The following is a 21,155-nucleotide window of genomic DNA, read 5'->3' as shown; positions in this document are numbered from 1 at the left end:
GGGGCGCCGGGATAGTGCGGTAAGCGAGACGGGGAGCAACGATGAGGACCAGATCGGACATGAGCGGCACCGCAACCACCGCCCTGCCCCGCCCGGCTCTGCGCCCTGGCCAGCGCCCGCCGGCGGCCGGACTGTACGATCCCATGCGCGAGCACGACGCATGCGGCGTCGGGTTCATCGTCTCCTTGAAGGAGAAGTCCCACCGGATCGTTCAGAGCGGGCTCCAGATCGTCGAGAACCTCGAGCACCGGGGCGCGGTCGGCGCCGATCCGCTGGTCGGCGATGGCGCCGGCATGCTGGTTCAGATCCCGCACCGGTTCTTCGCCGCTGAATGCGACACGCTCGGATTCCAGCTTCCCGAGCCCGGCCGATACGGCGTCGGCTTCATCTTCCTCCCCCAGGACGACGCCGACCGGGCCATGCTGCAGGCGACCGTCGAGCAGGTCATTGCCGAGGAAGGACACACGGTCCTCGGCTGGCGCGACGTTCCGACCGACAATGCGTGTTTGTCCCAGGATCCGATGATCCGGGCCTGCGAGCCCCATCATCGACAGGTGTTCATCGGACGCGCCGCTGACGTGGCCGACGACGACGCCTTCGAGCGCCGGCTCTACACGCTCCGCAAGGTGATATCGGCGCGGGTCTACGCGGCCAACGACGGTTTGCGCGACGATTTCTACGTCGTCTCCATGTCTTGCCGCACCGTCGTCTACAAGGGCATGTTCCTCGCCGACCAGCTCGGCGCCTACTATCGCGATCTTCACGATCCGCGGTTCGAGTCCGCGCTTGCGCTGGTACACCAGCGCTTCTCGACCAACACGTTCCCGTCGTGGCGTCTGGCCCATCCCTATCGGATGGTCGCCCACAACGGCGAGATCAACACCGTGCGCGGCAACGTCAACTGGATGGCGGCCCGCCAGGCCACCGTGCGCTCGCCCTATTTCGGCGACGACATCTCCAAGCTCTGGCCGGTGTCCTACGAGGGCCAGTCGGACACCGCGTGCTTCGACAACGCCCTCGAATTCCTGATCCGTGGTGGCTACTCGGTCCCACAGGCAGCGATGATGCTCATTCCGGAGGCGTGGGCCGGCAACCCGCTGATGGATGAGGACCGGCGCGCCTTCTACGAATACAACGCCGCGCTGATGGAGCCGTGGGACGGCCCAGCCTCGGTCGCCTTCACCGACGGACAGCTTATCGGCGCGACCCTCGACCGCAACGGCCTGCGGCCGGCCCGCTACATGATCACCGACGACGGCGATGTGATCATGGCATCCGAGGCCGGCGTCATGCCCGTCGACGAGAAGAAGATCGTCAAGAAGTGGCGGCTCCAGCCGGGCAAGATGCTGCTCATCGACATCGACGGCGGCCGGATCATCGACGACGACGAGATCAAGGCCGAGTTGGCGCAGAAGCGTCCGTATCGCAACTGGCTGGCCCGGACCCAGATCGTGCTCGAGGACCTGCCGCCCGTCGCGCCCAAGGCGCCGCCGATCAACGGCACATTGCTCGATCGTCAGCAGGCGTTCGGCTACACCCAGGAAGACCTGAAGATGCTGATGGCGCCGATGGCCATCACCGGTCAGGAGGCCATCGGCTCGATGGGCAACGACGCGCCGATTTCGGCGCTGTCCGACAAGCCGAAGCTGCTCTACACCTATTTCAAGCAGAACTTCGCCCAGGTCACCAACCCGCCGATCGATCCGATCCGCGAGGAACTGGTGATGTCGCTGGTGTCGTTTATTGGCCCGCGGCCGAACCTGTTCGATCTTGACAGCCACGGCGATCGGAAGCGGCTCGAAGTCCGCCAGCCGATTCTGTCCAACGAGGACCTGGAGAAGATCCGGGCGATCGGTGAACTCGACGACAATCCGTTCCAGTCGAAGACCCTCGACGTCACGTTCCCGGTCGACCAGGGCGCCGGCGGAATGGGCGCGGCGATCGAGCAGCTTTGCCGCGACGCGGAGCAAGCCGTCCACGACGGCTATAACATCATCATCCTGTCCGACCGGACCCTCGGCCCGGACCGGGTGCCGATCCCGGCGCTGCTGGCGACGGCGGGCGTCCATCATCACCTGATCCGCGCCGGCCTGCGCACCGCGGTCGGCCTTGTGGTCGAGACCGGCGAAGCCCGCGAGGTCCACCATTTCTGTGTGCTCGCCGGCTACGGCGCCGAGGCGATCAATCCCTACCTCGCCTTCGAGACACTGGCCGCGATGAAGGGCGACCTGCCGGAAGAGGTCGACGATCGCGAAGTGGTCGAGCGCTATATCAAGGCGGTCAACAAGGGCATCCTCAAGGTGATGTCCAAGATGGGCATCTCCACCTACCAGTCCTATTGCGGCGCGCAGATTTTCGACGCTGTCGGGCTGAGCCAGGCGTTCGTCGACCGCTACTTCACCGGGACTAAGACCACCATCGAGGGCGCCGCTCTGGCGGAGATCGCCGAGGAGTCCATGCGGCGCCACCGCTCGGCCTACGGCGACTCGCCGGTGTTGCAGGATGCGCTCGAGGTCGGCGGCGATTACGCGTTCCGGCTGAGGGGCGAGTCCCATGTCTGGACGCCGGAGACCGTGGCAGCGCTCCAGCACGCGGCGCGCGGCAACCTGCCGGAGAAGTACCGCGAGTTCGCGCAGGCCGTGAACGAAGTCGACAGCAACCACCGCACCATCCGCTCGCTGTTCGTGATCCGCGGCGCCGAGGAGGACGGGCGGCAACCGATCGAACTCGACGAGGTCGAGCCCGCCGCCAACATCGTCAAGCGGTTCTCGACCGGCGCCATGTCCTACGGCTCGATCAGCCGCGAGGCACACACCACGCTGGCGATCGCCATGAACCGGATCGGCGGCAAGTCGAACACCGGCGAAGGCGGCGAAGAGCCGGATCGCTTCGTCCCGATGCCGAACGGCGATTCGATGCGCTCCGCGATCAAGCAGGTCGCATCCGGCCGGTTCGGCGTGACGACGGAGTACCTCGCCAACTCCGACATGATCCAGATCAAGATGGTCCAGGGTGCCAAGCCCGGCGAAGGCGGCCAGCTACCCGGTCACAAGGTCGATGCGATCATCGCCAAGGTGCGTCATTCGACACCGGGCGTCGGTCTGATTTCGCCGCCGCCGCACCATGACATCTACTCGATCGAGGACCTGGCGCAGCTCATCTACGACCTCAAGAACACCAACCCGGCCGCCGACATCTCGGTCAAGCTCGGCTCCGAGGTCGGCGTCGGCACCGTCGCTGCCGGCGTTGCCAAGGCGCGCGCCGACCACGTGACCATCGCCGGTTACGAGGGCGGCACCGGTGCCTCGCCGCTGACCTCGATCAAGCATGCCGGCTCGCCGTGGGAGATGGGCCTCTCCGAGACCCATCAGACCCTGGTCAATGAGGGCCTGCGCGGCCGCATCGCCGTTCAGGTCGACGGCGGTATCCGCACCGGGCGCGATGTGGTGGTCGGCGCGTTGCTCGGCGCCGACGAGTTCGGACTGGCGACCGCCCCGCTGATCGCCGCCGGCTGCATCATGATGCGCAAGTGCCATCTCAACACCTGCCCGGTGGGCATTGCCACCCAGGACCCGGTCCTGCGCAAGCGTTTCACCGGCGCGCCCGAGCACGTCATCAACTATCTCTTCTTTGTCGCCGAGGAAGTGCGCGAACTGATGGCCGGTATGGGCTTTCGCACCTTCGACGAGATGATCGGCCAGATGCAGATGCTCGACAAGCGAGCGGTCGTCGATCACTGGAAGGCGCAGGGCCTCGACTTCAGCCGCCTGTTCCACAAGCCGGAAGCACGGCCGGGGGTCGCGATCTATAACTGCGAGGAACAGAACCATCCGATCCACGACATCCTCGATCGCCGCCTGATCGCCGAGGCGCAGCCGGCACTGAACGAACGTCGGCCGGTGACCATCGACACGACCATCAAGAACACCGACCGCAGCGCCGGGGCGATGCTGTCGGGTGAGATTGCCAAGCGCTACGGCCATACCGGGCTGCCCGAGGACACCGTCGTCATCAACCTGACCGGTACCGGCGGCCAGAGTTTCGGTGCGTGGCTCGCGGCCGGGGTCAGCATGGATCTGACCGGCGAAGCCAACGACTATGTCGGCAAGGGTTTGTCGGGCGGCCGCATCGTCGTGCGCCCGCCGGAGGATTCCGGCATCGTTCCCGAGGAATCGATCGTCGTCGGCAACACCGTGCTCTACGGTGCCGTCGCCGGGCAGTGCTATTTCCGCGGCATCGCCGGTGAGCGGTTCGCGGTGCGCAACTCCGGCGCCGTGGCCATCGTCGAAGGGGCCGGCGACCATTGCTGCGAATACATGACCGGCGGCGTCGTCGTCGTTCTCGGCCGCACGGGGCGGAACTTCGCCGCCGGCATGTCGGGCGGCATCGCCTATGTGCTCGACGAGGACGAGGGTTTCGCGTCCCGCTGCAACATGTCGATGGTCGAGCTCGAACCGGTCAAGGAAGAGGACGACCTGCTCGAACGCCTGCATCATCAGGGCGGCGATATGGAATACATGGGCATGGTCGACGTGCTGTCGGACATGACCCGTCGCGATGCGGAGCGGCTTTACACGCTGATTTCGAACCACGCCCGTTTCGCCGGTTCGGCGCGGGCGCGCGACATTCTCGACAACTGGACGCATTACCTGCCGAAATTCGTCAAGGTGATGCCGGTCGAGTACCGCCGGGCCCTGGCCGAACTGGAGCGTCAGCAGCAGGAAGAAGAAGCCCCGCTGCTGGCCGCGGCCGGAGAGTAGACGCGGGCGATGGTCACGGACGGCGAGAAGGTCACGGGTGTCATTGTCGGCGTTGCGATCCCGGTCGCGGTGCTACTGGCCAATGGCGCGTTGAATGTCTTCTCCGTCATCCTGGGAGCGGTCGTTGGGACGTTAATCTGGCGTGGCCACCACAGACGTTCGCTCCGTCGATACTTCGGTATCGGACGCTGGGACGCCTGAGCGGGACACACGAAGAAATGGGGATATGGCGTGGGTAAGGTAACCGGATTTCTTGAGATCGACCGTCACGACCGGCGTTACGCGCCGGCCGCCGACCGTGTGCGCAACTACAAGGAATTCGTCATCCCGCTGCCGGAAAGCGAGACGCGGGATCAGGCGGCGCGCTGCATGGATTGCGGCATCCCGTATTGTCACACCGGCTGCCCGGTCAACAACCAGATCCCCGACTGGAACGATCTGGTCTATCACGGCGACTGGCACCGGGCGCTGCGCAACCTCCACTCGACCAACAACTTCCCCGAATTCACCGGCCGCATCTGCCCGGCGCCGTGCGAAGCCGCCTGCACGCTCAACATCATCGACCAGCCGGTCACCATCAAGACCATCGAGTGCGCGATCATCGACCGCGGCTATGCCGAGGGCTGGGTCCGCCCCGAGCCGCCGGAGACCGAGACCGGCCGCTCGGTCGCCATCGTCGGCTCCGGCCCGGCCGGGCTCGCCTGCGCCCAGCAGCTCCGTCGCGCCGGTCACACCGTGCACGTCTACGAAAAGGGCGCCTTCCCCGGCGGCCTGCTGCGCTACGGCATTCCCGATTTCAAGATGGAGAAAGAGAACGTCGAGCGCCGGGTCGGCCAGATGGAGGCCGAAGGCGTCGTGTTCCATTGCGGTGTCCACGTCGGCAAGGACGTCGACATCAACGAGCTGGTTGGTGGCCACGACGCGGTGGCGCTGGCCGGCGGCGCCGAGTTCCCGCGTGACCTGCCGATCCCCGGTCGCGAGCTCGACGGCATCCACTTCGCGATGGACTTCCTGCGCCAGCAGAACCGCCGCGTCAGCGGTGAGCCGCAAGGCGACGTCGCGCCGATTCTAGCCGACGGCAAGCACGTCATCGTCATCGGCGGCGGCGACACTGGCTCCGACTGCATTGGCACGTCGTTCCGCCAGGGCGCGCTGTCGGTGACCCAGCTTGAGATCATGCCGCGGCCGCCGATCAAGGAAAACAAGATGCTGACGTGGCCGAACTGGCCGCTGAAGCTCCGCACCTCGTCCAGCCAGGAAGAAGGCGCCGAGCGCGACTTCTCGGTGATGACCCAGTCGTTCGAGGGCGAGGACGGCAAGGTCACGTGCCTGCGCTGCATCAGGGTCGACGACAAGATGCAGCCGATCGAGGGCACCGAGTTCGACCTCAAGGCCGACCGTGTCTTCCTCGCCATGGGCTTCCTCGGCCCGGTCAAGGAAGGTCTGATCGAGACGCTCGATGTCGACCTCGACCCGCGCGGCAACGTGCTCGCCAACACCGAGGACTACCGCTCCAGCCTCGACAAGGTTTTTGCCTGCGGCGACATGCGGCGCGGCCAGTCGCTGGTGGTCTGGGCGATCCGCGAGGGCCGCCAATGCGCCCGCGCCATCGATGAATTCCTGATGGGCGAGACCACCCTGCCGCGGTAGGCCATCAGCGTCGACGAACTTCCCGTACCGCCGCGGAATCCGGATGCGCGGCCGCGTAGTCGTCCAACGCCTCGGCAACGAAGTCATACTGCTGGCTGTTCGATCGGAAGGACCAGCTTCCAGCTGAAATGTAGACATACATCGCCAAGATGAGGCCCGTCGGCTTGCCTTGGTCCGTCTGCGCGAACGCCTTTACGTCCTCCTGAACCTCCGGAGAGGACGGGCCAAACTCGAGAATCGCCGGCCCCAAGACCTCCGCCACATTCAGAAGGTACTCGTCCATTTGCTCGAGGATCTGGATCGCCGGAGTTCCGTCACGCTGTATCAAGGCCGCGCTCCACAGCACATCCTGATGCCATCCGGTCACCTGCGTCATTGAGTCCAAGGTTCCGAGGTCCGCCAGCAACGGCCCAATCGGCTGTCCGGATAGGTCCATAGGTGGTGGAAAGCTGTCGCCAGCGAAATAGAACAACACCGATGCGACTTCGCCGGTTTCGAGGCCGGATTCGATGGCAAACGCCTCGGCTTTTGGCGTATCGTCGGCGAGACTGAGGGCAACAACCGCAAACGACCGGACGCGATCATCCGTCATTGTCGCGAGCCAACTGTCGACGCGATCGGGGTTTTGCCGGAAGAGCGTTGCGAACTCACCGATGATGTTGCCGGATGCTTTGGCAAGCAGTTCCTCGGGCCAAGCGTTGTAGATTTTGATCGCTTGTTCGAGGTAGTCGGGATCGCCAAGACGTGATGGGTCCGGCTCGGCCTGTGCATTCGCATGGGTGAGAACGACGACGCCCAAGAGCAGCGCCCCGACGGTCGAAACAAACAGCCTGATCATTCGCTACTCCTTGGCGCGCCCATCCCATCCATCCTTCGATGGATTTATCGCGTCCGACGCCCCTGCTAAGCCTCAGGCCCGAAGACGAGCGCGGCGATCCGGCCGCGGCCGTCGACACCGAGCCGGGTCAGGATGGCGTGAACATGGTCCTTGGTGGTCGCGACGCTGATGTCGAGCTCCCGCGCGATCTGCTTGTTCGACAAGCCGCGCACCAGGCACATCGCCACCTGACATTGACGTTCGGTCAACCGGTCGAAGCAGGCCGGCCAGGCCTGTCGTTCGCGGGCGATCACCACCGGCAGGCCGACCCGTTCGCTCGCGCGAAAATCGATCTCGATATTGACCTCGGATTCGCCGAGCCGCGACAGCGCCGGCAAGGCCGTCCACGCGCCGGCGCTCCCCTCGGCGGCGGACAGCGCCGCGATCGCGTCCTGCAGCCGGTCGGTCACATCCAGTTCCAGCATCACACACTCCGGAGAAACCAGCGATGACAAGCGTCCCGATCGAGGTGAGCAACTTTTTTCTGGCGATGCAAGCGGGGCAGGTCGGCGCCGATGCGCTGGCGGCCTGCTTCACCTCCGATGCCGTCTACGAGGAACCGTTCACCGGCACGCCACGGCGGCACGAGGGCAAGGACGCCATCATGAAGGCGATGGCGCTCGGCTGGGAGATGCCGATGGTCGATACCCGCATCCGGATCGATCGCGCCGCCACCGTGGACGGCGAGGTCCACATCGCCTGGACGTGCTTTTCGCCGTCGATCCCGGGCGGCAAGGGCAGCGGCCTCAACCGCTACCGCATCGAGGACGGCCTGATCGAGAGCCTGATCACCACCCTGGACGAAAGAGGCTGACCGTGGCCAAGAACCCGGACGTCGATGCTTGGCTCGCCGACTACGACAATCCGATGAAGCCGGTCGTCACGGCCGTTCGCGACCTTGTGCTGGCGCGCGAGCCGCGCGTCTCGGAGACGATCAAATGGCAGGCGCCGACCTTCGTGTATCAAGGCAACATCGCCAGCTTCTTCCCCAAATCGAAGAAGCACGCCAGCCTGATGTTTCACAAAGGCGCCGAGATCCCGGGGTCCTTCCCCAACCTCGGCGGCGACGGCAAGGAAGCGCGCACCTTCAAGATCGACAGCCTGGCCGACCTGGAAGCCAAGGGCGACGAACTCGTCGGCGTTTTCACCGCCTGGTGCGACATGAAGGACGGCGCCTGATAGCCACATCGGGGTGCGTCGCTAACCGATCGCTAACCAAAGCGTGGTTACCAAAAGGGAAATAGTCCCTGAAGGAGGCCGCGTGCCATGGCAGCCAGCGACGATAGACGTGACAAAAGCGACAACGAAACCGGTAAGGATGCGGGTGCGTCCAACGGGAAGCCCGAGACCGGCACCAGCGCCGTCGGCTCCGCCCTCATGGTGGTCGATCCGCCGCGGAAGGGCGGTTCTCGCGGCTGGCTCCCGGCCCGCGCGGCGGTGATCGCGATCGCGGCGATCGCCGGTGCGGCGGGCGGCGCTGCCCTGTCGTTCGGTGCCGGCTATGGATTTGGCGTAGCCGACGCGCGGCAGCAGGCGGTGGAACCGACAGAGGCCCTGCGCGCCAGCATCCGCCAGCTCACCACCGAGATCACCGCCTTGAAAGCCGTGGTGACCAGGCCGCCGGCGCAACCGGCTGTTTCGACGGAGACCACCGGCTTGATCGCACCGGCCAGGTCACCCGCCGACAACTGGACGCTCTATCGCGTCCGCAACGGGCGCGCCCTGGTCGAAGGCAATGGCGGATACTACGAGGTGGCGCCGGGTTCGAACCTGCCCGGCCTCGGCCCGGTCCAGCGCATCACCCGCCAGGACGGCGCCTGGGTCGTCGAGACCCGCGCCGGCACGATCCGCCCACGCGGCTAGCGCTCAGCCGTCGGGACGGGGCCGGACCGCCGGCGTCGGCAGCGGCACACTGGCCTCAGCCGGGGTTTCCGGTTCGTCCGGCTGAATCGCGGCCAGCAGGTCGCCGGTGTCGTCCACCGGCGGCCAGGTGAAATTGTCGATCCGGCCGACCACACCCGGCAGGGCCTCGCCTCTCTCCACCAGACGGATTTGCGGCGTCACCGCGTCGTCTTCGCGCGGTGCCGGGAGCCGGCGGAACTGGCCGGTGATCGGATCGTAGAAGGTGGGCGCCGGCTTGCCGGCAAGCTCGACCCCGGCCCCCGGCTGGGGATCGGACAGCGACAGGATCGGACCGACCAGGCGCTTCTTGCCGTCCGGGCCGATCTCGATGGTGCTCGACAGCGTCACCGAGGCGAGCAGGTCGACCACGCCGCTGCCGTACCCGGTGGCGCGGCGAATGTCGCGCTCCACATAGTAGGCAAGCTTCCGCTTGCCGGCGCTGGTGAAGTTGACGCCGTCGCCGGTTCGGAGCGCCTTGTTCTGTCCCTCGATATCCGGCCCGGTGGTGATGAACTGGCCGCTGGCGTTGGTGAAGCCGTTCCAGACGTCGACGAAATGGCCGCCGGCCTCCTCGACCAACGGCCGGTAGAGCCCGTTGAGATAGGCGGCGTCGGCGATCGCCTCGGTACCGCGCATCGGCGGCGCGCTCACCCAGAAGAAGGGCCGGCCGTAGACCTCGAGCGTATCGGTCAGGCCGTCGATCCGTTGGGTATAGAGCGCTTCCCACTCCGATGACCTAATCGGGAAGGTCAGCGTGCCGAACCGCACGTCTTGCCGGTCGTTGGCGCCGAGGGCCACGACGACCACGTCCGGGGTTTCTTCGTTCAGGATACCCAGGATCTCCTGGGTCCAGTCATAGCGGTCGTTGCGGGCGAGGCCGGACGCCCCCTCGTAGCGGTCGACGACCAGCAGCCGGGGCTCCTTGGCCAAGGCCTGATCGAGCCCCCAGGCGATCCCGCCGGCGACGAAGTCGCCGATGACCAGGATCTTTCGCGCATTGGCATCCTTGGGCGCGACCTCCACCGTCTGCACCGCCGGCGCTGCGTTGCGCCGCTTCGCCGGACGCTTGCGGCGAACGGTGGTGGACCGCTTACGGGTCGGCGTGCGATTGCGGATCACCCGTCGCGGCTTGGCCTTGCGCGGCCCGAACAGCCGCTCGAACAGGCCGGGTCGCTTGCGCGACTGGGCGAGCTGGAATTCCTGAACGGTCTGAACCCCTTGCGCCGAAACCGGCTGCGTCTCGGACAGGACGAATGCCGCGCCGAGGAGCGCCGCCGACAATACGAGAAACGCCTTTCGGACCATCGGTGACCGGTCACTCTCTTTGTCGGCCGGGCCGATCCCGACCCGGCGCCCTTCGCGCGCCCCGCGAGACCTTACTGGTTTGCCTCGAGGTGCTTCAAGACCTTCACCGAATCCATGCCGTCGGGCACCAGCCCGACCTGAAGCTGATAGTCGCGGATCGCGCCGCGGCTGCCGCTGCCGATCTTGCCGTCGATCGGGCCGTCATAGTGGCCGCGCGCCGCCAGCAGCTTCTGCAGTTGTTCCTTCTCCGCGGTGGTCAGCGGCCGTTCGGTCCGCGGCCATGTGCGATGGAACGGATCGCCGCCCCGGACCCGGTCGGACAGGTGGCCGACCGCGAGCGCGTAGAAATTCGAGTTGTTGTAACGCTTGATCACGCTGAAGTTCTTGATCAGCAGGAACGCCGGACCCTGACCGCCGGCCGGCGCGTAGAGCGTCGCCGAATCGCCGGGCCGCGGAAACGCCTTGCCGCCCACCCGCTGGACACCGCGCTTCTCCCATTCGCCAAGCGACCGCGTACCGCCATTGCGGAGCAGCCCGAAATTGAAGCTGCGCGTGAATTCGACCTCGTAGCCCCAGGTCTGGTCGTCGCGCCAGCCCATCTTGTCGAGATAGGCGGCCGCCGAGGCGAGCGCGTCGGTCCGCGAGTTCCAGATGTCGCGCCGCCCGTCGCCGTCGAAATCGACCGCGTAGGCGTTGTAGGTCGTGGGGATGAACTGGGTGTGGCCCATCGCGCCGGCCCACGACCCGGTCATCGCATGATGCGCGACGTCGCCGCGTTGCAGGATCTTCAGCGCCGCCACCAGTTGCGTGCGCCCGAACTTCGACCGCCGGCCACCCTTGTAGGCGAGCGTCGCCAGAGAGCGGATGGTGCTCTTGACGATCTTGGGATTGTCGAGCACCGCCCCGTAGTGGGACTCGATGCCCCAGATGGCGACCACCACCTCGCGGTCGACCCCATAACGCTTCTCGATCGCGGCCAGCTCGGTCGCATGCGTCTCAAGCAGCTCGCGACCCTTGGTGACCCGCTCGTCGGTGACTGTGATATCGAGGTAATCCCAGATCTGGGACTTGAACTCGGCCTGCGAGTTCGCCTTCTTGAGCACGTCCGGGTCGGGGGAGAAATCGCCCAATGCCCGGTCATAGACCGCCCATGAGACGCCGGCCGACTTCGCCGTCGGCCAGAAGGAACGGACCCACTGCGATGGTGTCGCGGCCTCGGCCACGCCCGCCATGCCGAGAAGAACCAGGCCGGTGAGTGTCAGGCCCGCGCGCCGCCGCATGAAGCCGCGCAAAGCGTTGTCGGTGGTCATATTGCTCGCCTTCCGTCCGAGCTACCGCCGCCCCGAATCGCCCACTCTATAACATCCGGACCCGGGGGCGCGGCAAGCTTTGCTTAACGATGATGGTCGGCGAGAATTGGGGCGGAACGGCGTTAACGGAGGGTTAATCCACCACGAAATCAGTGACGATTGCGGCGGCTGAGCGCGTCTTCCCAGCGCAAGGCGCTTTCGACGATACGGTCGAGGTCGTCATGGTGCGGCGTCCACCCCAGCCGCTCCACGATCCGCTCCGGCGACGCGACGACGGCCGCCGGATCGCCGGCGCGGCGCGGACCGAGCGTGACGGCAAAGTCGTTTCCGGAGACGCGCTTCACCGTTTCGACAACCTCGAGCACCGAGAAGCCGCGGCCGTAGCCGCAATTGGCTACGAGGTTCGACTCCCCGGCCCTCAGCGCTTCAAGCGCGTCCGCGTGCGCCGCGACGAGATCGGTGACGTGGATGTAGTCCCTGACCCCGGTGCCATCCGGCGTATCGTAGTCGGAGCCGAAGACGGTCAGCCCGTCGCGCTTGCCGAGCGCCGCCTGACAGCTGATTTTGACCAGATGAGTCGTGTTCCGCGTCGACTCGCCGGTGCGCCCCTTCGGGTCCGCCCCCGCTACGTTGAAGTAGCGCAATGCCGCGTACCGCAGGCCGTGAGCGGCAGCCGCATCGGCCAGCATCCATTCGGTCATCAGCTTCGACCGACCGTAGGGCGATTCCGGGCGCAGCGGCGCGTCTTCGGAAACCGGGTAGGAGTCCGGCGTTCCGTACACCGCCGCCGTCGAGGAAAAGACGAAGTGCTCGACCCCGGCCTTTACCGCGAGCTCGATCAGCGTCCGGGACTTGGCCGTGTTGTTGGCGTAATAGACCAGCGGATCGGACACCGACTCCTCGACATTGAGCGAGCCGGCGAAGTGGACGATGGCGTCGATCGCATGTTCGCCGATCAGCCGGCCGATCAGCCCCGCGTCGCCGCAGTCACCCTCGACAAACACCGCCTCCGGCGCGATCGCCCAGTCGAATCCGGTCGACAGGTTGTCGACGACGATCACATCCTCGCCGGCATCGGTGAGGTGCCACACCATGTGGCTGCCGATATAGCCGCCGCCGCCGGTAACCAGAACGCTCATCGTGTCAAACTACGCCTTCTAAGGATCGACCGGGGGCCCCCGCAGCCGATAGCCGAGCGGCGGGCGAAAATAAACCGCTTTCGGCCACTGTGCTGCTATACCCGATCGCGAACCCCGAAGATCGACAGACGCGAGGACCCGTCGTGCCATCCCCGATCCGCAAAGCCGTTATCCCCGTTGCCGGCCTCGGCACCCGCTTCCTCCCGGCAACCAAGGCGATGCCGAAGGAGATGCTGACAGTGGTCGACCGGCCGCTCATCCAATACGTGGTCGATGAAGCGCGCGCGGTCGGGATCGAGCACTTCGTGATGGTGACCGGCCGCAACAAGGGCGTCCTCGAGGATCACTTCGACATCGCCTACGAGCTGGAAGCGACGTTGGCGGCCCGCGGCAAGACGGCGGCGCTCGAGGAGCTGAAGCGGGACAAGGCGCCGGCCGGCGCCATGAGTTTCACCCGCCAGCAGGAGCCGCTCGGTCTTGGCCATGCCGTCTGGTGCGCCGCCGACATCGTCGGCGACGAGCCGTTCGCGGTGATCCTGCCGGACATGATCCCGCGCGGCGAACCGGGCTGCCTCGCCCAGATGATCGCGCACTACAACGAGCATGGCGGCAACAGCGTGTCGGTGGAGGCGTGCGATCCTTCGGAGACGGCGAGTTACGGCATCGTCGGGCTCGGCGACCCGGTCGGCGATTCGTATCGCATGACGACAATGGTGGAGAAACCGGCGCCGGCGGATGCACCGTCCAACCTCTACATCACCGGCCGCTACATCCTTCAGCCGGAGATCTTCCCGCTTCTGGCCGAAGGGCGGCGGGGCGCCGGCGGCGAGATCCAGATCACCGATGCGATGCTGCGGCTGATGGAAACCCAGCCGTTCTATGCCTTCCCGTTCAAGGGCCGTACCTTCGACTGCGGCTCGAAGCTTGGGTTTCTCGCCGCGAACGTCGCCTTCGCCCTCGAACGCGAGGAGCTCGCCGACGACTTCGCCGCGGAAGCGCGGGCGCTGCTCAAGGCTGCCGGCAAGGACTAGAAACCAGGAGGTTGTCTTCCTGACGACAACCAAAACCTGCTAGACCACGGCAGGCAACGCGAAAGGCGGTTAACCCGGTGGCGACTGTTTCCAGTAAGCGAATGGCGACCATGGTCGGCGCCGGCAAGAGCGTGGACGGACCGGTCGACTCGGCACGTCGCACGGTCGAGTTCGAGCAGGCCGGCCTGGCGGCGCTTCAGGCCGCGCTCGACAATGGCCTCGCCGGACCGTTCACCGCGACCGTCGACCTGATCCGCGGGCGCAGCGGGCGGGTGGTGGTCAGCGGGCTCGGCAAAAGCGGCCATGTCGGCCGCAAGATCGCGGCGACGCTCGCCTCGACCGGTACGCCGTCGTTGTTCGTCCATGCCGCCGAGGCGAGCCATGGCGATCTCGGCATGGTCACCGGTGACGACGTCGTCTTGGCGCTCTCCTGGTCCGGCGAAACGGCGGAGCTGCGGAGCGTCGTCGAATATGCACGGCGGTTCGATATCCCGCTGGTCGCGATGACCGCCGACGCGACCAGTTCGCTCGCCCGGGAGGCGGATATCGTGCTGCTGCTGCCGCGGGTGGCCGAGGCCTGTCCGCACGGCCTGGCGCCGACCACATCGACCCTGCTCCAGCTTGGCCTCGGCGACGCCCTCGCCATCGCGCTCCTGGAGAGCCATGGCTTTACCGCGGAAGGCTTCCACGCGTTTCATCCGGGCGGCAAGCTTGGCGCCAATCTCAAATTCGTTCGCGACATCATGCACCGCGGCGATGCCCTGCCGCTGACCGCCGTCGGCACCGCCATGAGCGAAGGGATTCTGCTGACGAGCGAAAAAGGGTTCGGCTGCCTCGGCGTCGTCGACGACGGCAGGAACCTGGTCGGGATCATCACCGACGGCGACCTGCGTCGCCATCTCGGTCCGGGGCTTCTCGACCGTCGCGTCGAGGACGTCATGACCCGCTCGCCAAAGACCGTCCCGCCCGACATGATCGTCGGGGCGGCCATCGATATTCTCAATCAGGCGAAGATCACGGCGCTGTTCGTGGTCGAGGACCGGCGGCCGGTCGGCATCGTTCACATGCACGATCTCTTGCGGACCGGAGTCGTTTGACGCCGTCCGTCTTTGCGGACGGCGCCCGGGACACCGCGATCACCCGCCCGAAGCGGCGTCCTCTTGATCGACGGTCAGCACCGCGCCATCGTGCCCCGTCACGCGAATGCGCGTCCCCGACGGCAGGTCGGGACCGGTGATCCGCCACTTGGCGTCATTGACCCGGATCGTCCCGACACCGCCGACGATCGGTTCCGACAGGGTGAAAACCCGCCCGACGAACCGGTCCATCCGCCGGTTGAGCAGCGGTTCGTCGCTTTCCGTGCTGCGGGCGAAGAACCGTCGCCCGACGATCACGAACACCACGGATGAGACGGCAAAGACCAGCAGCCCGACCTGCCACGACAGATCGGCGAGGATCGACACCACGCCGGTGAAGACAGCCGCCAGCCCGAACCAGACGAAAATGTTGCCGGGAGCGAGAACCTCGATGCCCAGCAGCAGCAACCCGCCGACGATCCACGCCCAGGCGCCAAGGCCGAGATCGCGGATGAAATCGAGGATCACGAGTCGCCTCCGCTCCCTGCTGTCGGCACCCGGCCCGGCGGCCGGCGCACCGCGTCGTCCCCGAACGAGGCCCGGGCCAGGTCGGCGATACCGGTCAGCGATCCGATCAGCGCGGTCGCTTCCATCGGCAGGAGAAGCGTCTTCTGGTTCGGCGATGTCGCCACCGCCTCGATCGCCTGGGTGTACTTCTGGGCGACGAAGTAGTTCAGCGCCTGAACGTCACCCTTGGCGACCGCGTCCGACACCACCTCGGTCGCCTTGGCCTCCGCTTCTGCCGCCCGCTCGCGCGCCTCGGCGTCGCGGAACGCCGCCTCGCGGCGCCCTTCGGCTTCGAGGATCAGCGACTGTTTCTCGCCCTCCGCCTTCAGGATCTCCGAGGCCCGCTGCCCCTCCGCCTCGAGGATCTGGGCCCGCTTGTCGCGCTCGGCCTTCATCTGACGCGCCATCGCATCGACCAGATCCTTTGGCGGATTGATGTCCTTGATCTCGATGCGGGTCATCTTGACGCCCCACGGCGAAGCCGCCGCATCGACCACATGCAGCAGCCGGTCGTTGATGTCGTCGCGCTTCGACAAGAGCTCGTCGAGGTCCATCGATCCCATCACCGTCCGGATGTTGGTCATCGTCAGGTTGAGGAGCGCGTGCTGGAGCTGGTTGACCTCGTAGGCGGCGCGCGGTGCGTCGAGCACCTGGAAGAACACGATCCCGTCGGCCGAGATGGTCGCGTTGTCGCGGGTGATCACCTCCTGGGTCGGGACGTCGAGCACCTGCTCCATCATGTTCATCTTGGCCCCGATCCGGTCGATGAACGGGACGATCAGGTTGAGGCCCGGCCTCAGGGTGCGGGTGAAGCGGCCGAACCGCTCGATTGTGTAGTTGTAGCCCTGCGGAACCGTCTTGATGCCGGCGAACAGCACCAGGATGATCAGGACGACGATGGCGATGATGACCCAATCGAAGCCGAACATGACCAGTTCTCCTTATGCGAATCACGCGCGCAAGCAGCACGGCAGTACCACGTTGGCGCGCCGTGCTAGGAGTCTGGGGACTGTCGGTGCGGATTCAAAGGCGTCGACTGGCGCCGGGGCCCAATAACACCACTAGCATCGAATGACGGCAACGAGCTCGAATGGCCACCATCCAGCGATGAATTGAGCGCCGGATTAAGTATTCCTCGGACGTTTTCTAAAATGAAGCCAATAAATCCTACGCGGCCGATGGCTTGTCGCTGTTGAACGTAGATATGGCGACTTTCCACGAACCGTCCGCTTGGCGTTTGAAAATATTGAGGAACTTTCCCTGTGAGCCGTCCGAGATGGCAAACGTGCCGACTTGATAAATCAAATCTCCCTCGGTGCCATATTCTATCAACTCAATGGTGTGCTTGCTACCTTTGCTTTGTTCCATCCGCGACTGGTTGATGTCTTGAAACGCTTGTTTGCCTCGCACCAATGGTTGGTCGGGAGGAAGCAAGAGCAGGTCGTCGGCAAAGGATGCGGCACACCCTGCCGCGTCACCCTCGTTAAACGCCTTGTTGTAGGCGGTGTCGAAGTCTTCCAGCATCTTTTTGACATCCATGGCTTTCTCCTTGCGGTTTATTTGGCGCCGCTATCCCGTCAGCGACACAGCTAGGCAAACAATATTCACACCGGGCCGGGATTCTTCAGCTATCGTCGAATTGCTGAGTAAGTCGAATTGCTGAGTAAGACGCCTTCATGTCGTTCGCATTGCGGTCCGAGCGGATGCATGGTGCAACCTCGCCGCATCCGCGATGTCCGGATCGATGATGGGTCCTGATCCTAGACCCAGCCGGCCACTTCCCGCCGGACGAGATGCTCGATCAGCCGCATTCCGGCTTCGCTGTCGTTGAGACAGGGGATCGCCGCGTAGTCTTCGCCGCCGTTCTCACGAAAAATCTCGCCGCCACCGATGGCGATCTCCTCAAGCGTTTCGAGGCAGTCGGCCGAAAACCCCGGCATCACCACGGCGAGCCGTTTCAGACCACCCTTGGCCAGCGACTCGACGGTCTTGTCGAAATAGGGCTGCAGCCATTCGGCCCGCCCGAACCGGGACTGAAAGCACACCTTGAGCCGATCCTCCGACCAGCCGAGCGATTCGCGCAGGAGCCGGGCGGTCTTGTAGCAGTGGCAGTGGTAGGGATCGCCCTTGTCGAGATACTCCTTCGGCAGCCCGTGAAACGAGGCGATCACCAGTTCCGGCTCGAAGGCGAGCGTCGCCAGGTGTTGGGACACGCTCTCGGCGAGCGCTTCGATATAGACCGGGTCGTCGTGGTAAGGCGGGAGCGTCCGGATCGCCGGCGCCCAGCGCATCGACTGGAGCGCCTCGAACGCCGCGTCGTTGGCGGTCGCCGTGGTCGCCGCTGCGTATTGGGGGTAAAGCGGGGCGATCAGGATACGGTCACAGCCTTGATCTTTCAGCGCTTTCAGCCGGTCGCCGATTGCCGGCTCGCCGTAGCGCATGCCCCAGTCGACAACGATTTCGTCGCCGGCCAGCCGCTCGGCCAGCTTGTCCGACTGGCCGCGGGTGATGGTGATCAGCGGGGCTTCGTCCCGCTCGGTGTTCCAGATGGTTCTGTAGGCCTCGCCGGACTTCTGCGGCCGGGTGGTGAGCACGATACCGTTGAGAATGAGCCACCAGAGCGGCCGAGCCACCTCGATAACCCTTTGATCCCAAAGGAATTGTTTGAGGTAGCGGCGCATCGACCAATAGTCGGTGCCGGACGGCGAGCCGAGATTGGCAAGGAGCACCCCGACCTTGCCGAAGCGGACCGGCGGATGACCGGCCGGCAGGTGAGAGTCCGCTGACTTCAACGGCTTGGCGACGGGCTGGTCCATAGAACCATTCTGAAAGCGTTGTCGGTTCGAACATAGTCGCCGATGCGGCCGAGTCCACCGCCTGAGACACTGCGACGCCCTCGGCAGGCGGCCGGCACGATCGCCCCCGCGGTGGAGGGACGGATCAACGGATCATGAGGGCGGCGGGCTCGAGCCGCCGCTCGTGCGACCGGGTCCGAAGGGCGCACCCCGCCCTTCACCCCACCACCCGTCATGGCCGGGCCTGTCCCGGCCATCCACGTCTTCGCAACGATTCAGTCCCATTTCTACCGCCAGAGTTCGCGTGGATGCCCGGATCAAGTCCGGGCATGACGCTTAGGGGGCTCGCACCGATAGCGCGAGCCGCTCAAGGTAGCCGAAGGTCTGAAGAAGAAACATCCAAAGCCGCTCGTCCCCCGCGGGTTGGGGACCTGCGGGCGCTTCGATGCACCGACGCTCGCGCGACCGAAGAGCGCCCCCCGTACGACGGTGCCGGCGCCGGGTATCGACGGCGACGACATCAGGCTGTATCGAATGAACGCTATGCTACGATGATCCGCCCCGAAGCGGCGGGGTTCCATCATTTCGGAGAGGCCAAACATGAAACCGTTCGTCCGTATCGTCACGGCCACTGCCTTGCTGTCCCTGCTGACGGCGCCCGTCCTTGCCGATCAGGTCACGCTGACCTTCGTCCACACCAACGACATTGACCGGATGCAGGAGGATGACGGCCGCGGTGGCTTCGCCCGTCTCGCCACGGTAGTCGAACAGGAGCACGCCGAGGGGCCGACCTTCTTCGTCCACTCCGGCGATACGATTTCGCCGTCGCTGCTCGCCGGCCTCGACAAGGGCGCCCACATCATCGACATCCTCAACAACATGGATGTCGACGTGATGGCGCCCGGCAATCACGAGTTCGACTTCGGCCCCGAGGTTTTCCGCCAGCGTATCGATGAAGCCAATTTCACCATCCTCGCCAGCAACCTCACCGAGGCCGATGGCAGCCCGGTCGCCAACACCGTCGACACCCATATCGTCGAGGTCGAAGGGATCACGGTCGGCTTCTATGGCCTGACCACCGAGGACACGGTAACGGCGTCGAGCCCCGGCGACATCGCCATTGCCCCGGCGGTCGAAGTTGGCATCGCCAAGGCCGATGAACTGCGCGCGGCCGGCGCCGACTTTGTCGTTGGGGTGATGCACACGCCGATCGACGACGATCTGGCCCTGGCGCGCGCTGGCGCCGGCGACCTGATCCTCTCCGGACACGACGAAAATCTGCTCGCCCTCTACAACGGCCGCACCGCCCTGGTGGAATCGGAGGCGCAAGCGAACTTCGTCGTCGTCACCGACATCGCCATCACCAAGGAGGAAGAGGACGACGGCTCGTTCGACGTCTCCTGGCATCCGGCCTTCACCATCGTCGATACCGCCAATGTCGAGCCCGACCCGGAGATCGCGGCGCTGGTCAAGACCTACACCGACCGGCTCGACGAGGAACTGAAGGTCGAGATCGGTAGCACCGAGACGCCGCTCGACAGCCGCCGCGCCTCGGTGCGCACCCAGGAGACCGCCATCGGCAACCTGATCACCGACGCCATGCGCCAGGCGGTCGATGCCGACATCGCCATCACCAATGGCGGCGGCATCCGCGCCGATCGCGAATACGAGCCCGGCACAAAGCTCACCCGCGGCGATGTCCTCGCCGAGCTGCCGTTTGGCAACAAGACCGTCAAACTGGAAATGACCGGGGCCCAGATCCGCGCCGCGCTGGAGAACGGCTTCAGCGGTGTCGAGACGGTAGCCGGGCGGTTCCCCCAGGTTTCGGGGCTGACGATCGAGACCAATTACGGCCGCCCCGCCGGCGAGCGGGTGCTGTCGGTGATGGTCGATGGCGCACCGCTCGACGACGCCGCCACCTACACCGTCGCCACCAACGACTTCCTCGCCAACGGCGGCGACGGCTATGCGGTCTTCACCGAAGCCCCCAACCTGATCAATCCGGTCGACGCGACGCTGATGGCCTCGCAGGTGATCGACTACATCGCCGCCGCGGGCACGGTGTCGCCAACGGTCGAGGGCCGGATCAACGAACTCTGAGGGCGGGGTCCGGGCGCCAACTCTCCTCATGCTGAGCGCCTGCCCCCGGCCCGATCGGGGGTGGCCGCGTCAGCGGCCCTCGAAGCACGCACAGCGGAGCTGTCGGCGCTAAAGAACGCCCAGTCACCGCCGATCCCTTCGCGGTGCGTCCTTCGAGGCTCGCTCCGCTCGCTCCTCAGGATGAGGTCGTGGGGTGCTTGTCCAACGGATTTGCCCCTGCCGGATCGACCTAGCTCCGCTCACTCTGAGAGCCTGTCCCCGACCCGATCGAGGGGCGGGGACCCAGTCGCCGACGATGCGTCTCTCGCGGGGTTGGATTGCCGCCCCCATCAGGGTTGGATCCCCGCCTGCGCACGAATGAGCGGTGGGGGTTGCCGGCGGCGCGACCGGGAACGAAGGTTCCACCCGGCCCTTCACCCCACCACCCGTCATGGCCGGGCCGGTCCCGGCCATCCACGTCTGGGGCGCCGGTTGTGACCTGCTTCCATCGCCAGTGTTCGCGTCGATGCCCGGATCAAGTCCGGGCATGACGTTGGTGAGGTGGCACCGATCGCGCGGAGCCGCAACAGGCGGCGGAGGTGTGAAGCACCGCGCCAAAACCGCTCGTCCCCACGCAGGTGGGGACCCAGGCTTGGGTGGCGCG

Annotated in this window: 18 protein-coding genes; 9 read left to right on the top strand and 9 right to left on the bottom strand. The window is 65.8% G+C overall.

The genetic code is table 11. From position 1 onward, the window contains the following. Positions 1-59 precede the first annotated feature (59 nt). From gltB to ACO076_RS08530, 3 genes are read left to right on the top strand one after another with little or no spacing between them, the layout of a single operon-like run. Positions 60-4,760: a glutamate synthase large subunit gene (gene gltB, locus ACO076_RS08540; RefSeq protein WP_421726698.1), complete on the top strand. Its 4,701-nt coding sequence runs from the start codon at positions 60-62 to the stop codon at positions 4,758-4,760. Positions 4,761-4,769: 9 nt separating this feature from the next. Continuing rightward, a complete protein-coding gene (locus ACO076_RS08535; RefSeq protein ID WP_421726298.1) occupies positions 4,770-4,961 on the top strand; it encodes a hypothetical protein in 192 nt (63 codons plus the stop codon). Positions 4,962-4,991: 30 nt separating this feature from the next. Further along, entirely contained in the window at positions 4,992-6,410 is a 1,419-nt protein-coding gene (locus ACO076_RS08530; protein WP_421726297.1) for a glutamate synthase subunit beta, read from the top strand. Positions 6,411-6,414: 4 nt separating this feature from the next. On the opposite strand, the gene ACO076_RS08525 is transcribed toward ACO076_RS08530, so the two are convergent. Beyond that, positions 6,415-7,248: a hypothetical protein gene (locus ACO076_RS08525; RefSeq protein WP_421726296.1), complete on the bottom strand. Its 834-nt coding sequence runs from the start codon at positions 7,246-7,248 to the stop codon at positions 6,415-6,417. A 65-nt stretch (positions 7,249-7,313) separates the two neighbouring features. Further along, positions 7,314-7,697 (bottom strand): helix-turn-helix transcriptional regulator, encoded by a 384-nt coding sequence (locus ACO076_RS08520; protein WP_421726295.1) that lies wholly within the window; start codon positions 7,695-7,697, stop codon positions 7,314-7,316. A gap of 38 nt (positions 7,698-7,735) precedes the next feature. Between ACO076_RS08520 and ACO076_RS08515 the strand changes: the two genes are divergently transcribed. The 3 genes from ACO076_RS08515 (at position 7,736) to ACO076_RS08505 (ending at position 9,150) form a co-directional block, all read left to right on the top strand. Continuing rightward, entirely contained in the window at positions 7,736-8,101 is a 366-nt protein-coding gene (locus ACO076_RS08515; RefSeq protein WP_421726294.1) for a nuclear transport factor 2 family protein, read from the top strand. Positions 8,102-8,103: 2 nt separating this feature from the next. Next, complete coding sequence (locus ACO076_RS08510) at positions 8,104-8,466, top strand: DUF1801 domain-containing protein (RefSeq protein WP_421726293.1); 363 nt, start codon at positions 8,104-8,106, stop codon at positions 8,464-8,466. A gap of 87 nt (positions 8,467-8,553) precedes the next feature. Beyond that, positions 8,554-9,150, top strand: coding sequence for a hypothetical protein (locus ACO076_RS08505; protein ID WP_421726292.1), 597 nt, complete (start codon positions 8,554-8,556; stop codon positions 9,148-9,150). A 3-nt stretch (positions 9,151-9,153) separates the two neighbouring features. On the opposite strand, the gene ACO076_RS08500 is transcribed toward ACO076_RS08505, so the two are convergent. The 3 genes from ACO076_RS08500 to galE form a co-directional block, all read right to left on the bottom strand. Continuing rightward, positions 9,154-10,494 (bottom strand): GDSL-type esterase/lipase family protein, encoded by a 1,341-nt coding sequence (locus ACO076_RS08500; protein ID WP_421726291.1) that lies wholly within the window; start codon positions 10,492-10,494, stop codon positions 9,154-9,156. Positions 10,495-10,565: 71 nt separating this feature from the next. Next, on the bottom strand, positions 10,566-11,804 hold the full coding sequence (locus tag ACO076_RS08495; RefSeq protein ID WP_421726290.1) for a lytic murein transglycosylase: 1,239 nt from the start codon (positions 11,802-11,804) through the stop codon (positions 10,566-10,568). Between the two features lie 149 nt (positions 11,805-11,953). Then, positions 11,954-12,943, bottom strand: coding sequence for a UDP-glucose 4-epimerase GalE (gene galE, locus ACO076_RS08490; protein ID WP_421726289.1), 990 nt, complete (start codon positions 12,941-12,943; stop codon positions 11,954-11,956). A gap of 143 nt (positions 12,944-13,086) precedes the next feature. Between galE and galU the strand changes: the two genes are divergently transcribed. Continuing rightward, positions 13,087-13,974, top strand: coding sequence for a UTP--glucose-1-phosphate uridylyltransferase GalU (gene galU / locus ACO076_RS08485; protein WP_421726288.1), 888 nt, complete (start codon positions 13,087-13,089; stop codon positions 13,972-13,974). Positions 13,975-14,075: 101 nt separating this feature from the next. After that, complete coding sequence (locus tag ACO076_RS08480) at positions 14,076-15,071, top strand: KpsF/GutQ family sugar-phosphate isomerase (protein WP_421726697.1); 996 nt, start codon at positions 14,076-14,078, stop codon at positions 15,069-15,071. Positions 15,072-15,110: 39 nt separating this feature from the next. Here ACO076_RS08480 and ACO076_RS08475 read toward each other — a convergent pair whose 3' ends face one another. From ACO076_RS08475 to hemH, 4 genes are all read right to left on the bottom strand, one after another. Then, positions 15,111-15,578, bottom strand: coding sequence for an NfeD family protein (locus ACO076_RS08475; RefSeq protein WP_421726287.1), 468 nt, complete (start codon positions 15,576-15,578; stop codon positions 15,111-15,113). Next, positions 15,575-16,546 carry an SPFH domain-containing protein gene (locus tag ACO076_RS08470; RefSeq protein ID WP_421726286.1) on the bottom strand — a complete coding sequence of 324 codons (972 nt, stop codon included), beginning with the start codon at positions 16,544-16,546 and terminating at the stop codon, positions 15,575-15,577. The genes ACO076_RS08475 and ACO076_RS08470 overlap by 4 nt, the downstream gene beginning before the upstream one ends. Before the next feature lie 238 nt (positions 16,547-16,784). Then, positions 16,785-17,156: a YybH family protein gene (locus ACO076_RS08465; protein WP_421726285.1), complete on the bottom strand. Its 372-nt coding sequence runs from the start codon at positions 17,154-17,156 to the stop codon at positions 16,785-16,787. Between the two features lie 221 nt (positions 17,157-17,377). Further along, positions 17,378-18,433 carry a ferrochelatase gene (gene hemH, locus ACO076_RS08460; protein ID WP_421726284.1) on the bottom strand — a complete coding sequence of 352 codons (1,056 nt, stop codon included), beginning with the start codon at positions 18,431-18,433 and terminating at the stop codon, positions 17,378-17,380. A 579-nt stretch (positions 18,434-19,012) separates the two neighbouring features. Between hemH and ACO076_RS08455 the strand changes: the two genes are divergently transcribed. After that, a complete protein-coding gene (locus tag ACO076_RS08455) occupies positions 19,013-20,512 on the top strand; it encodes a bifunctional metallophosphatase/5'-nucleotidase (protein ID WP_421726283.1) in 1,500 nt (499 codons plus the stop codon). The last annotated feature ends 643 nt before the right edge of the window (positions 20,513-21,155 follow it).

Source organism: Bauldia sp. (assembly GCF_965232525.1).
Lineage (GTDB): Bacteria > Pseudomonadota > Alphaproteobacteria > Rhizobiales > Kaistiaceae > Bauldia.
This window is presented reverse-complemented; position numbering and strand designations above follow the sequence as displayed.